The organism is Sphingopyxis sp. SCN 67-31, assembly GCF_001725095.1.
The window spans coordinates 1-13585 of sequence record NZ_MEFH01000011.1 but is presented as its reverse complement, the minus strand read 5'-3'; the positions used below and the strand labels follow the sequence as shown (position 1 = coordinate 13585).

Sequence of the window (13585 nt, the reverse complement as noted above, 5' to 3'; positions counted from 1 at the left end):
CCATTATTGTTCCGGCCCGGCGCGGAACCGCTCTTTCCCCTGCGCCAGCGGGGCGCAAAAAGCAAGGTCAGGCGGCGACGGGGCGCCGCACCTGCTGGTCGGCCGGTTCGTACAGGCCGCGCAGGCGCGGGCTGGCGACGAACTGGTCGGTCTGCCCGAGCACCGTCTCGCCGGCGCCGAGGACAAGGAAACTCTGCGGCGCCGCGATCGCGCGCAGCCGCGCGAACGCCTTCTGCCGCATCGGCATCGCGAAATAGAGCAGCAGGTTGCGGCAGAAGATCAGGTCGGCCGGCGCGGCCAGCGGCGGCCGGTCGATCAGCATGTTCTGCACCGAAAAGTCGACGCGGCGGCGCAGGTCGGCCTTGGCGAGCCATCCCGCCTCGGTCTGGTCGAACCAGCGGACCATGCGCTGCACCGGCAACCCGCGCTGAATCTCGAACTGGCTGTAGAGCCCGACCCGCGCGCGCGAAATGGCGTGGTGGCTGACGTCGGTGCCGATGACGTCGACGCGCCAGCCCGCCCAGCGCTCGCCCTGCTCGGCGAGCAGCATCGCCATCGAATAGGCTTCCTGCCCGGTCGATACGCCGCAATGCCAGATCGTCAGTTGCCGCCGGCGCGCGTTCACCACGCGAAGATATTCAAGCGCCTTCTCCGCAATATCGTCGAAGACGCTGTGTTCGCGGTAAAAGAAGGTCTCGTTGTTGAGCATCGCATCGACCGTGTCGTCGAGCAGTTGCCGCCCGTTCGCGGTGACGAGCGCGGCGACCAGCGTGTCGAGGTCGGCGATGCCGTGCCGCTGCAACACCGGTTTCAGCGACATCTCGATCCGCCAGATGCGGTTCGGCGACAGCGTCTGGCCGGTGCGCGATTCGAGCACGCTCATCAGGACGCGATAGGCCGATTCGCTGGCCGTGCCGCCGCCCATCATCGCCGCGACCGTCCCGCCAGGCTGCCGCCCAGCATCAGCGCGATCGCGTCGGGGTTGAGCGTCGCCGCGGCAATCCCGGTCCGACTGACCGCGCCGGGCATGCCCCATATCACGCAGCTTTCGGGCGCCTGCGCGAAAACCGTGCCGCCCGCCGCCTTCAGGCGCGCGGCTCCCTGCGCGCCGTCGCGCCCCATGCCGCTGAGGATCACCGCGACGCCGCCCTCGCCATAGACCTCTGCGACCGACGCCAGCATCGGGTCGGCCGAAGGACAGCAGCCATTGTCGACCGGGTGCCGGTCGAGCGCGATCTCGCGCCGCCGACCGTTGGCGACGACCACCAGATGCGCGTCGCCCGGCGCCAGATAGATATGCCCCGCCTCGACCGGCATCCCCGCCGTCGCGACATGGACACGGCGCGTCGTCAGCGTCGCGATCTGCCGTGCATAGAATTCCATGAAGGCGTCGGGCAGATGCTGCGTCAGCAGGATCGGCGCGCGAATGCGCGGATCGAGGTGCGCGAGAAAGGTCGTGAACGCCGGAATGCCGCCGGTCGAAGCCGCCACCGCGATGCATTCGAGCGGCTGGCCGGCATCGATCACCGGCGCTGCCGCGAGCCGCGCCGGACGGCAGACGGCGCGCGCCGCGGCGGGGATCGCCGGCGACCGCTGGCCAAGCGAGAGGATGCGATCGGTCAGCACCTCGGCAAAGCGGCCCGAGAAACTGCCGCGCCCAGGCTTGGCGAGCGTGTCGCTGGCGCCGAGCGCCAGCGCGTCGATCGCCGCCGATCCGCCCTCGACGCAATTCGACGACAGGATCAGCACGCGCGCATTCGCCGCGCGCTCGAGGATGAGCGGCAGCGCGTCGATGCCCGTCATTCCCGGCATTTCGAGGTCGAGCACGACGACGTCGGCCGGTTCGCGCGCCAGCCAGGCGAGCGCATCCTGCGCCGAGGCGAAGGACGCGCAGATGCTGAGCCCCGGCCGCTGCTCGATGATGCGTTCGAGGATGCTGCGCACGACGAGGCTGTCGTCGACGAGCATCACGCGCACGTCGCGCGGAACCGGGCCGGCCTCTTCCGGCGGCGGATCGTTCGGGCGGGGTTGCGGCCGGGTCATGCGGCGGTCTCGAACAGCCTCAGGCAACGCCGACGAGTTGCAGCTTTCCTTCGAGCGTTTCGCGGTCGAACGGTTTCATCACATATTCGTCGGCGCCGGCCTCGATCGCCGCGCGGATATGGTCGATGCTGTTCTCGGTAGTGCAGAAGACGACGCGCGGGCGCTCGTCGTGCCCGAAATCGAGATCGTTGAAGGCGCCCAGGAATTCCATGCCGCTCATCACCGGCATGTTCCAGTCGAGCAGGATCACGTCGGGCCGGTTGGCGCGGCAGAAGCGCAGCGCTTCCTGGCCATCGGCCGCTTCATCGACCGCAAAAGCCATGCTTTCAAGGATATGGCGCGCGACCTTGCGAATGACCTTGCTGTCATCGACGACCAGACAGGATTTCGACATTTTCTACCTCCGACCCCCGGGGATTTCGGCCACCCTAGGCCAAAGGGGTATGCAGCGCGTTAACATGATGGGCATCCCGTCAGGCCGCCCGCGCGGCGGGCGCGGCGATGAAATGCGCCGGGTCGACGACGAGCAGCGACGCTCCGTCATGCTCTATCATCGCATCCGCGACCCGCGCCCAGCCGGGCAGCAGCTTGCCCGCGACACGCGTTTCGGGCGCCGCGATGAAACAGACATCCTCGATCGCGTCGGCGAGCAGCGCATAGCCGTGTCCACCGACGTCGACGACGATCACGCGCTGGCCGGGCGCGACGGGAACCGCCGGCAGGCCGACGACGACATGCGGGTCGATCAGCGTCAGCACGCGGCTGCGCAGCGCGAAGATTCCCACGACATGCGGCGGCGCGGCGGGGACCGCGACCGGCTGGCCGACGGTGACGACCGAATTGATCGCGTCGCTGCGCAGCGCGACGCGCGTGTCGGCGATCCGCGCGACCAGATAGAGCCTGTCGATCACGGCCGGCCTCCCCCGACATGCCGGCGCAGCGCATCGAGAAGCGCCTGGCGATCGTAGCGATAGATGGTTTCGTCGGCCGGTCCGGCCGTCGCCGCCGAAGCGCGCAGGCGGATCACCGGGATGCCGCCGCCATGCGCGCAAAGCCCGTCGTCGGCGGCAAGGCACAGCAGCACGTCGGGCGCCTCGCCTTCGCCGGCATCGCCGTCGGACACGACGCGATAGCCCGCGCCGCGCAGGATCGGCGCGAGGAAATTGCCGCCCCAGCCGTCGGCATCGTCGGCGATGCGGCACAGCGGCCGGCGGGCCTCCTCCACGGACGGGGTGAGGATGGCCGCGTGGCGTTCCATCAGCCAGAACGGGTCGATCAGCTCGACCGGCTCGCCGCCGATCAGCACGACGCCGGCGACCAGCCCCGGCGCCGCGGCGGGCTGCACCGCGTCGGGCAGCCGCACGATGTCGACGACCGCCGCGACCGGATAGCAGAGCACCGTGCGGCCATCGAACAGGCGCAGCAGCTTCACCGTGCCATGGCCTTCGGGCAGCGCGTCGGCGTGGACGGGGAAAATATCGTCGCCGATCTGGACCCGCACCGTCCCGGCGCTTTCGAACAGGGCGAGCGCGGGCACTTCCTCGACGCGCTCGATCACCGACAGGCGCACGCCGCGCGTCCGGCCATCGGTATCGCGGAACAGCAGAAGCTGCGCCGCGTCGCGCGCCGCGGCCGCGGCGGCGGCCTCCTCGGCGGCGGCGGCTTCGCCGCGTTCCGCCTCGGCCGCGTCGATCGCCGCGGCGGCCAGCAGTCCCTGCACGTCGAGCAGCAGCACCGGCTGCCCATTGTCTGGCAGCGTCGTGCCGGCATAAAGACCGGTCGCCATGATGATCGGCGCCGCGGGCTTGATCACCAGTTCCTCCTGATCGTGGATCGCCGCGACGCTCAGCGCATAGCTCTGCCCCTGCCCCGGCCGGACGATCACCAGCGCGCGGTCGTCGTCATCCTCCTCCGCATCGCGCGGGCAGCCGAGCACCTCCTCCAGCCGCAGCAGGGGGTAGCGCTGTCCGCGCACGGTCGCCAGTTCGCCGCCGCCGACGCGGTCGATGCGCACCGTATCGCTGTTTTCGAGCAGGATCTCGCGCACCGCGCCGCGCGGAATCGCGAAATACTGCCCGGCGGCGCGCACCATCAGGCCGGAGATGATCGTCAGCGTCATCGGCACGCGCAGCAGGATCGACAGGCCGCGCCCCTCCTCGTTGCGCAGTTCGACGACGCCGCCGATCTTCTCGACATTGGCCTTGACGATATCCATGCCGACGCCGCGTCCCGAAATCGCCGTCACCTGCGCCGCGGTCGAAAAGCCGGGGCGGAAGATCAGGCCGAGCCGTTCGGCGGGCGTCAGCGCGCGCGCGTCGCTCGCGGTCAGAATCCGCGCCGCGATCGCTTTGGCGACCAGCGCGTCGGGCGACAGGCCGCGGCCGTCGTCGCGCACCTCGATCTCGATCTGGTTGCCCGACTGGCGCGCCGCGACGACGATGGTCGCGGTCATGTCCTTTCCCGCCGCCGCGCGGTCGGCGGGCGCCTCGACGCCATGGTCGACCGCGTTGCGGACGATGTGGATCAGCGGATCGCGGATATTCTCCATCATCTCGCGGTCGAGTTCGACCTCGCCGCCGCTGGTCGTGAAGCGGATTTTCTTGCCCGTTTCCTGCGCCAGGTCGCGCACGATCCGCGGCAGCGGCGCGAACAGCTTGTCGATCCGCTGCATCCGCATCTGGCTGACCGAATGGCGCATGCCGGCGATCGAATCCGACAAGCGGTCGAACGAGGCGATCAGTGCCGGATCGGCCCCCGATTCGCGCAGCATCCGGGTGAATTCGTTGCGCGCGAGGACGATGTCGGTGACCCCCGTCATCACGCTGTCGAGCAGCGGCAGCGGCACCCGGATCGAGCGCCACCCCTGCCCGTCGGCAAGCAGGTCGTCCTCGCGGCGAAGCGGGATGCCCGCGACTTCGACCGCCGGATCGGCATCGGACTGCCGGCCGTCGAGCGCGGCGATGATCGCGCCGTCGTCGCCCGCGGGCTCCGCCCCGTCGCGGCCCAGCGCGTCGCACAGCTCGCTCAGCCGGTCGACGATCGCCAGCACGGCGGTGACGAGCATGGCGTCGGCCGGGCGGTTACCGCGGCGGACTTGGTCGAGCGCATCCTCGGCGGCATGCGACAGCGCCGTGACGCGCGGCAGGGCCAGAAAGCCCGAACTGCCCTTGATCGTGTGGACGAGCCGAAAGATCGCGTCGAGCCGCTCGCGATCGGCGGGGTCGGCCTCCCACGCGACGATCGCCCCCGCCGCTTCGGCAAGGATTTCCGACGTCTCGGTCAGAAAATCGTTCAGCAGATCGTCCATCGCGGTATCGGTGCGCCCCAAAATCCTGTGCGCACCATGGCCGACAATGGTTAACGGAGGGTTTGCCTAGCCCCCTTGAGCACCGCCCCGACGAGCAGCGAGGTCGGCGTTTCGCGCGCGAGCATCACCGTGCCGCCATTCTGCGCCGCGACCGCCTGGACAAGCGCGGCGGGCGCGGTGCGCGACGTCATCGCGGCGGCCCCTTCGCCTTCGGAAAGCAGGCGTTCGACATCGGCATCGACCAGGATGCGCTCGGCCTCGGCATGCAGCGCGATCTCGATCCCCTCGCCCGCCTTTTCGCAGCCGATGTCGAGCCGCCCGCCGCGCACCAGCGCATCGACGAGGATCAGCGCGAGGTTGAGGATGATCTTGACCGCCGGCTTGGGCAGCGGCTCGTCGGCGATCATCCAGTTCAGCTCGATCGGCCGGTCGGCCATGATCCCCTCGATCGCCGCCTTCGCCTCGTCGGGCGGCACCGCGTCGCCGAACCCGCCTGCCGAACCGAAAGCGAGGCGGAAGAATTTGAGCTTGTTGGCCGACGTCCTCGCGCTCTGTTCGAGCAGGTCGAACACGCGCGCACGCATTTCGGCGTCCTGCTCGTCGGCGAGCAGTTCGAGCCCGTTGGCGAAAGCGCCCACCGGGCTGAGCAGATCGTGGCACAGGCGCGAGGCCAGCATGGACGCGAAATCGACGCGATCGTCGGTCATGGATGAAGGCTCCCCCCAGGGCGGACCGGGCCCGGTCCGCTGCCGCTCCTACGGCAGCGAAGGGGCGAAGGGCAAGCGCGATCCCCTTGAATTTCGACGCGCCGAAGCCACATCGACCCCGATGCAGGGGGACGACGCCATCTTGACCGTGACGCTGGCGGACAGCGCGGCCGGGCTGCGGCTCGATCGCGCGCTGGCCGAGGCGCTGCCCGACCTGTCGCGCGAGCGCGTCAAGACGCTGATCAAGGGCGGCCGGGTCGCCGACACGCGCGGCACGGTGCTGTGGGACCCGGCGGCGAAGGCCGCGGCGCCCGCGACGCTGGAAGTGCGCGTGCCGACCCCCGCGCCCGCGCACAACGTCGCGCAGGACCTGGACCTTGTCATCGCTTATGAGGACGAGCATCTGATCGTCGTCGACAAGCCCGCGGGCATGGTCGTCCACCCCGCCGCAGGAAACCTGGACGGGACGATGGTCAACGCGCTGCTCCACCATTGCGCGGGGCAGTTGTCGGGAATCGGCGGCGTGGCGCGGCCGGGCATCGTCCACCGCATCGACAAGGACACCAGCGGGCTGATCGTAGCCGCCAAGCACGACAAGGCGCACGAGGGACTGGCGAAGCAGTTCGCGGCGCACAGCATCGATCGCCGCTATCTCGCCATCGCGACCGGCCGCCCGATGCCCGCGAACGGCACGGTCGAGGCGGCGCTCGGCCGCTCGCCGACGAACCGCAAGAAGATGGCGGTCGTGCCCGCGGGGCGCGGCAAGCAGGCCGTCACCCATTATCGCACCATCGAGCCCCTGCGCGGTGCGACGGTCGTCGAATGCCGGCTCGAAACCGGCCGTACCCACCAGGTGCGCGTCCACATGGCGCATATCGGGCATCCGCTGGTCGGCGACCCGGTCTATGGCCGCACCCGCAAGCCGCTGTCGGACGTGCTGAAAGCGCGGGGTTTCGAGCGGCAGGCATTGCACGCGGCCCATTTGGGTTTTATTCATCCAGTAACTGGCAAAAGGATCGCACTCGACAGCGATCTGCCCGCGGACATGCGGGAACTGATCGACGAACTGCGCGTTTAGGTTTCGAATGAAAATCTATTTTGACCGCCGGAGCCAACCGCGGCAGGATATTTTCAGGTTTTAGGGAAGACACTTTACCAATGGCGAATAAAAGCAACGTTCCGGCTGTGGTGCCCGCGCTCGGCGGTGAGGCGAGCCTGAACCGCTATCTGGCCGAAATCCGCAAATTCCCCCTGTTGACGCCCGAGCAGGAATATATGCTCGCGAAGCGGTTCCAGGAACATGACGATAACGAGGCCGCGGCGCAGCTCGTGACTTCGCACCTGCGCCTCGTCGCCAAGATCGCGATGGGCTATCGCGGCTATGGCCTGCCGGTCAGCGAGCTGATCAGCGAGGGCAATATCGGCCTGATGCAGGGGGTGAAGAAATTCGACCCCGACCGCGGCTTCCGCCTCGCCACCTATGCGATGTGGTGGATTCGCGCCTCGATCCAGGAATTCATCCTGCGGTCGTGGAGCCTCGTGAAGATGGGCACCACTGCGGCGCAGAAGAAGCTGTTCTTCAACCTTCGCCGGATGAAGAACAACCTCGAGGCGTTCGAGGACGGCGACCTGAGCCCCGAACATGTCGCGAAGATCGCGACCGACCTTGGCGTCACCGAGGACGAGGTGGTCAGCATGAACCGCCGCATGGCGATGGGCGGCGACACGTCGCTCAACGTCCCGATGGGCGAGGACGGTGACAGCCAGTGGCAGGATCTGCTCGGCGACGAAGGCCCGCTGCAGGACGAGCGCGTCGCCGAGGCGGAGGAACGCGACGTGCGCCACGCGCTGCTCAGCGAAGCGCTCGAAACGCTGAACGACCGCGAACGCCACATCCTGACCGAACGCCGCCTGACCGACGACCCCAAGACGCTCGAGGACCTGAGCCAGGTCTACGACGTCAGCCGCGAGCGCGTCCGCCAGATCGAGGTGCGCGCGTTCGAAAAGCTGCAGAAGGCGATGCTGAAGCTCGCCGGCGAACGGCGGCTGATCGCGACCTGACCGGCGGGGCTCTCATACTCCGGAGAGTGACGCCGTTCGACGCAGGTCGGGCTGGCGCGACACTTGTTTCCTTCGTCACGCTCGCCTTGTTTCGGCATTCATGACTCGCGCTTGCGGCAGATGCCGCGCAAAGCGGGAGGGCTGGCCACGGATGCTGAAACAAGCTCCTTTCGACAGGTAGAAACCTGTTCCCCGGGGGGTCCAGCTACGTGCGCCTGCCTCGCATGGACCCCGGCTTTCGCCGGGGATCACCAGCGTCCCTGTCTCCAAGGTATAAACGCCAAACAAGTTCAGGGTGACGAAAGAGAGAAACCGTGCCGAAATCCGAATCCCCACAGCCATACCCGCTTCGTCATTGCGACCCCGGATCTGATTCCGGGGGAAGCAATCCGCGGCGGTTTGCGCTACTCTGGATTGCCGCGCGGCTTCGCCGCTCGCAATGACGAGTCCATTCGATGTCATCGCACTCCAGGTCCAGCATGACGGGATCGGGGATGGCCGAATTTTTCCGACCCCGACCAACCGGGCTGCGTCACCGCCTGCTCGCGGCGTGAATTGACAGGCGGGAGCAAAGGATTAGCTTCCCCTCCCGACGCTTCGTCACCGCTACAGGGGGACTCATCATGTGGAAATGGATCCGGATACCCAAGGGCATTGCGCTGCTCGCCTTCCTGCTGCCGTGGATGACGGTCAGTTGCTCCAACCAGAAGATCGCCGAGGCGAGCGGGTTCGGCCTGGCTTTCGGCAGCATCAAGACGATGGGCCGGGCATCGAGCAGCGGTGACGGGGCCGCGATGAACCTGTGGCTGATCCTTGCGCTGCTCGCGATCGTCGGCGGGCTGGTGCTGCTGTTCACGCGCGGGCGCGAAACGGCGAAGCTGGTGCTCGGCACCTCGGCGGCGGCGCTGCTGCTGATCCTGATCGGGACGTGGCGCTACAGCAAGGACGCGATCGCCGCCGAAGCGGCCAAGAATGGCGGCGGCAACGGCGGACTCGATCAGGCGGCGCTGTCGATGATCCAGATCGACTGGCACTTCGGCTATTGGCTCGCGCTGCTGGCACTGATCGCGGCGGGCGTGATGGCGTGGCTGGTGATGAGCGGCAAGGAGGCCGAAGCCGAGGCCAAGATGCGCTCGCTCGCCGCCGATGCCGCGGACGCGGCCAAGGTTGCCGCCGCCAAGGCAGGCGACGCCGCCAGAGATGCGGCGGCGAAGGCGAACGACGCGATCGATGCCGCCAAGGACGACAGCAAGGACGCCAGCAAGGACAGGGCCGGCGACGATGCCGGCGCCGCGCCGGACGGGAAAGACGGCGACCCGCCGAAGCCCTGAACCGGCGAGAATGGCGGCCGTCGTACGCTCCGGCCTGCGGCCCCGTTCCCAGGAGCGTAATCCGCTTTGACTGAAACATTTGTGTGTCCCCGCGCAGGCGGGGATTCGGGGCAGGCTGGCGCAAGATCGCTCTGGGTCCCCGCCTGCGCGGGGATACGCCTATAAATCAGCAGGTTTCATTCAAAGATGATCATGCTTCAAAGTGATATGCTCCCGCGCCGTCGGGAAGCTTGCGCTTTTCCGCTTCTGGTTGAGGCACATTCAAGCCAAGCATGACAGAATCTAGAAACGGCGCGCAAAGCCGAAATAGAATTGAAAATCGGGGCTGGCGCGGTTGAGGCCGATATTGGCGCCGATGTCCCATTGGCTGTCGTCGTCCGGCTGCCATCCGGCCGACAGACCGGCGAGCCATTCGCTGTCGTGCCCGGCAGGATCGCGGTCGCGCACGAAGGAGAGTTCGGCCGCGATCGATATCGCGTCCGAAGCCGCGAAACCCGCCCCGGCCACCGTGCCATAGGCGAGATGGCGGCCGTCGCCGTTGGCGTCGACCGCCGCGTCGACATGCGGCGTCAGGCTGAGCGAAACCGCCCCCGCATCGACGCTCGCCGGGATCAGCAGGCCCGCGCCCCAGTCGCCGGCGCCAAGCGCGCGGCCGCCGACCGGCAGGCTCGCATAGGGCATGACCGCCAGCGAAAATCCCGAGCCGTCGGGGTTGCGCAGGTTGCGGCGCAGCGCCAGCGTCACGTCCCCCGTCCCGGTCCGGCCGGCCGCGGTCCCCGCAACCGTATCGCGCTCGCGCACACGGCCGAGCGCGGTCCAGCCGACCTGCACCTCGGTCGAAGGCGTCAGGCCGACGCGCAGCAACGCCTCCCCCGCGGTCACCGTGTCGGTGTGCAGCGTGCCGTCGCGCTCGCGCGTCCAGTCGCCGATACCGAGTTCGAATACCATGGACCCCGCCTCCACGGTGCAGGCGGGGGTGCCGAGCCCCGGCCGGTCGGGGCACAGCGCACGCGGTTCCTGCGCCGCCGCCGGGGCGACTGTCGCTAACAGGGCGATCAGGACAAACGCGGGCGGCAGCATGGCGAATCGACACATGCGATCGGGACTTTTCCTTTGCATCGCACTCGACTAGGCCGCTTCGATGGCGAGGAAAAGCGGGACGCGGGCGAAATCCACCATGGGGCGGTTCTTCGGGACCGCGCTCAAGATTCTGGTCGGCGCCCTGCTCTTCTCCGTCCTCTGGGTGCTCCTCTATGCCGTCGTGCCGCCGCCGGTGACCTTCACCATGCTCGCGGACCGCAACGGCATCACCAAGGACTGGACCAGCCTGTCGCGGATCGACCGCACCATGGTCCGCGCCGCGATCGCCGCCGAGGACGGCAAATATTGCAGTCACAACGGCTTCGACCGCGCCGCGATCGAGCAGGCGATCGAGCGCAACGCGCAGGGCAAGCGAATCCGCGGCGGATCGACGATCAGCCAGCAGACGGCGAAAAACGCCTTCCTGTGGCAGGGCAGCGGCTGGACGCGCTATCTGCGCAAGGTGCCGGAGGTGTGGTTCACCTTCCTGATCGAAAAGATCTGGGGCAAGCGGCGGATCATGGAGGTCTATCTCAACATCGCCGAGACCGGCATCGGCACCTATGGCGTCGAGGCGGGGGCGCAGCGCTATTTCAAGCATGGCGCGAGCCGGCTGACGCCCGCCGAAGCGGCGCGCATCGCCGCGATCCTGCCGCTGCCCAAGAAGCGCGAGGCGATCAGCCCGTCGGGCTTCACGCGCCGGTACGGCAACATGATCCGCGCCCGCATCGGCGTCGTCGCGCGCGACGGGCTCGATGCCTGCGTCTATGACTAGCGACGCGCCGTCGGCATAGGCCCGAAACGCGCGAAAGGACGCCGCAAACACCGTTCGCCATCGGTTCGCCGCACAATGCACTCCAATTACCGGCGCAAGCAATCGCGCGCTCTTGCAGGGACTCCGCAGGTGCCGGAAAGGGCGACCTGAACGCGGGGGCGGCTCATTGAAGGAGTGATATCATGGGTGCCGTTTCCAGAAATTCCCGAATAGCGTTGCTGCTCGCCATGCTGGCCGCACCGGCGACGGTCGGCCTGGCAGCGCAGCCGCAGGACGCGTCCGAGGGCGACGTCATGACGACCGTCTATGGCACGCTGCCGACCGAGGCGGAGATGACCAAGGGGCCGGAGATCGAGGGCATCATCTCCGCGCGCAGCGGCAACCGGATGCAGGTCACGACCGCCGACGGTGCCAACACGGTCATCGCGATCACCGACAACACCCGGATCAAGTCCAAGGGGGGCTTCTTGGGCCTCAACCGCAACAAGCTCGCCGCCGATTCGCTGCTCAACGGGCTGCCGGTGACGGTGGAGACGCTGCAGTGGGACGGCGGCCTGGTGGCGAGCGAGGTCGACCTCAAGAACAAGGACCTCAGGACCGCGTCGATGATCCGCACCGGCACCGACCAGCGCTTCGCCGAACAGACGGCGGCGACGGAGGCGCTGCGCGGCCGCATGGGCGACATCGACCAGTATAATGTCAAGGGCACGACCAACGTGAACTTCGACGTCGGCAAGGCCGTGCTGTCCGAACAGGCGAAGGCCGAGCTGTGCGCCACGGCCAGCCAGGCCGAGGGGATGGACAACGCGCTGCTGCTCGTCGTCGGCTACACCGATTCGACGGGAAGCCAGGAGTTCAACCAGCAGCTCAGCGAAAAGCGGGCGGGCCGCGTCGTCAATCATCTTCAGCAGGCCTGCGGCTGGAAACCCTATCGCATGCTGACCCCCACCGGGATGGCGGAAGCGGACCCGGCGGCCAGCAACGACACCATCGAAGGCAAGGCGCAGAACCGCCGCGTCGCGGTGAACGTACTGGTCAGCAAGGGCCTCGACGGCCTGTAAGACACGCGGGGTGGGCGCTGCCCGCCCCGATATTTCCGGGGCGGTGCCGGCTGGCGTTGTTTAGCTTCGTCATTGCGAGCGCAGCGAAGCAATCTCCAGCTATCGTTCTGCGATGCCGATAGCTGGAGATTGCTTCGTCGCTGCGCTCCTCGCAATGACGGGGTGCTTCAATCCAAAACGACGCCCAACAGCGCCGCTACGCCGGTTTCCAGCTCTTGCGTTCCTCGGCCTGCTTCAGAACCTCGAACGCCGCCTGCCCAGCCGCGAAGCGCTTCGCCGCTTCCTCGTCGCCCGGCCTGACGTCGGGGTGACATTCCTTCGCCAAACCGCGCCACGCCTTCTTCGTCGCCTCGAAATCGGCGTCGGGGTCGAGCCCCAGCACTTCGAGCGCGCGCATCTCGTCGGCGCTGCGGCTGCCGTCGCCGGGGCCGCCCCAGCCATAATGCTGCGCGCGGGCATAGCTGCGCGCGCCGCGCGCCTCGTCGGCGGCGCGCTCGGCCGCCTCCTCGGCGCTCAGCCCGGCGAAATAGTCCCAGCCGCGATTATATTCGGCGGCGTGCGCCTCGCAGAAATACCAGCGGTCGGGGCTGTTCGGCGACTTGGGCGCAGGACAGTTGCCGGGTTCCTCGCAACCGTAGCGGTCGCAGATCCGCACCTTCTGGGCCTCGCGCGACGCACCATAGGCGCGCCAGCGGGGGAAACCCCAGTCGTCGGATCTCTTGGCGCGGTTCATCCCGTTCATGTAGCGATTGAGAGACGCGATGGCTAGGCGGCAGCACCCGAAAGACGCGCCCGAAAGCGCTTTCCTGCATTATTCCACCGTGCCAGACCCGCGTTTCGGCTCTTTGCCATCGTCGGTTCCCATGCGCCTTCCGGTTTGTTGCGAAACGATCGCTTGGCCCATAACGACATGAGTTGGAATCGTCATTGCGAGCGGCGAAGCCGCGCGGCAATCCAGAGCTCATGTAAACCGCTCTGGATTGCTTCCCCCGGATCAGGTCCGGGGTCGCAATGACGAAGTGGGTCAATTCAATGTCATCAGAGTGTAAAGCCACAAAGGACACAATTTCGATGCATGCATGCGGGGCTTTTGTGGCTTTAGGGTCAGGACCCATTAATTCCGCGTTCGAGGTTTGAAGCGATTTTGCTCAGGGCGAGGAGGAAAGGCGTAGGAATATGAATATATTTCAAGACTTTTCGACGAAGCCATGGGCAAAATC

Annotated in this window: 13 protein-coding genes; 5 read left to right on the top strand and 8 right to left on the bottom strand. The window is 67.6% G+C overall.

Annotated features, from left to right (window positions below; genetic code table 11):
- Positions 1-67: 67 nt before the first annotated feature.
- The 6 genes from ABS88_RS00685 to ABS88_RS00660 form a co-directional block, all read right to left on the bottom strand.
- Positions 68-928 carry a CheR family methyltransferase gene (locus ABS88_RS00685; protein WP_234002439.1) on the bottom strand — a complete coding sequence of 287 codons (861 nt, stop codon included), beginning with the start codon at positions 926-928 and terminating at the stop codon, positions 68-70.
- Positions 925-2043 carry a chemotaxis-specific protein-glutamate methyltransferase CheB gene (gene cheB, locus ABS88_RS00680; protein WP_083675124.1) on the bottom strand — a complete coding sequence of 373 codons (1119 nt, stop codon included), beginning with the start codon at positions 2041-2043 and terminating at the stop codon, positions 925-927. Before cheB ends, ABS88_RS00685 begins: the two co-directional genes overlap by 4 nt.
- 19 nt (positions 2044-2062) lie before the next feature.
- Positions 2063-2437: a response regulator gene (locus tag ABS88_RS00675; protein ID WP_067113125.1), complete on the bottom strand. Its 375-nt coding sequence runs from the start codon at positions 2435-2437 to the stop codon at positions 2063-2065.
- Between the two features lie 79 nt (positions 2438-2516).
- A complete protein-coding gene (locus tag ABS88_RS00670; protein WP_067184886.1) occupies positions 2517-2954 on the bottom strand; it encodes a chemotaxis protein CheW in 438 nt (145 codons plus the stop codon).
- Positions 2951-5350: a chemotaxis protein CheA gene (locus ABS88_RS00665; protein ID WP_104959757.1), complete on the bottom strand. Its 2400-nt coding sequence runs from the start codon at positions 5348-5350 to the stop codon at positions 2951-2953. The genes ABS88_RS00670 and ABS88_RS00665 overlap by 4 nt, the downstream gene beginning before the upstream one ends.
- 50 nt (positions 5351-5400) lie before the next feature.
- Entirely contained in the window at positions 5401-6057 is a 657-nt protein-coding gene (locus ABS88_RS00660; RefSeq protein ID WP_076076071.1) for a histidine phosphotransferase family protein, read from the bottom strand.
- Positions 6058-6178: 121 nt separating this feature from the next.
- Here ABS88_RS00660 and ABS88_RS00655 point away from each other — a divergent pair, with 121 nt between their 5' ends.
- The 3 genes from ABS88_RS00655 to ABS88_RS00645 all read left to right on the top strand — a co-directional run bounded on the left by ABS88_RS00655 (position 6179) and on the right by ABS88_RS00645 (position 9449).
- A complete protein-coding gene (locus tag ABS88_RS00655; protein ID WP_076076073.1) occupies positions 6179-7135 on the top strand; it encodes an RluA family pseudouridine synthase in 957 nt (318 codons plus the stop codon).
- An 80-nt stretch (positions 7136-7215) separates the two neighbouring features.
- Entirely contained in the window at positions 7216-8118 is a 903-nt protein-coding gene (gene rpoH / locus ABS88_RS00650) for an RNA polymerase sigma factor RpoH (RefSeq protein ID WP_067113112.1), read from the top strand.
- A 623-nt stretch (positions 8119-8741) separates the two neighbouring features.
- Positions 8742-9449: a hypothetical protein gene (locus tag ABS88_RS00645; RefSeq protein ID WP_076076078.1), complete on the top strand. Its 708-nt coding sequence runs from the start codon at positions 8742-8744 to the stop codon at positions 9447-9449.
- Between the two features lie 282 nt (positions 9450-9731).
- Here ABS88_RS00645 and ABS88_RS00640 read toward each other — a convergent pair whose 3' ends face one another.
- A complete protein-coding gene (locus ABS88_RS00640; RefSeq protein ID WP_286748669.1) occupies positions 9732-10544 on the bottom strand; it encodes a transporter in 813 nt (270 codons plus the stop codon).
- 46 nt (positions 10545-10590) lie between these two features.
- Between ABS88_RS00640 and mtgA the strand changes: the two genes are divergently transcribed.
- Together mtgA and ABS88_RS00630 are read left to right on the top strand one after the other, a co-directional pair.
- Positions 10591-11304, top strand: coding sequence for a monofunctional biosynthetic peptidoglycan transglycosylase (gene mtgA / locus ABS88_RS00635; protein WP_083675125.1), 714 nt, complete (start codon positions 10591-10593; stop codon positions 11302-11304).
- Positions 11305-11486: 182 nt separating this feature from the next.
- On the top strand, positions 11487-12365 hold the full coding sequence (locus ABS88_RS00630; RefSeq protein ID WP_104959758.1) for an OmpA family protein: 879 nt from the start codon (positions 11487-11489) through the stop codon (positions 12363-12365).
- 196 nt (positions 12366-12561) lie between these two features.
- Here ABS88_RS00630 and ABS88_RS00625 read toward each other — a convergent pair whose 3' ends face one another.
- Positions 12562-13098, bottom strand: coding sequence for a J domain-containing protein (locus ABS88_RS00625; RefSeq protein ID WP_076077985.1), 537 nt, complete (start codon positions 13096-13098; stop codon positions 12562-12564).
- Positions 13099-13585: the final 487 nt, after the last annotated feature.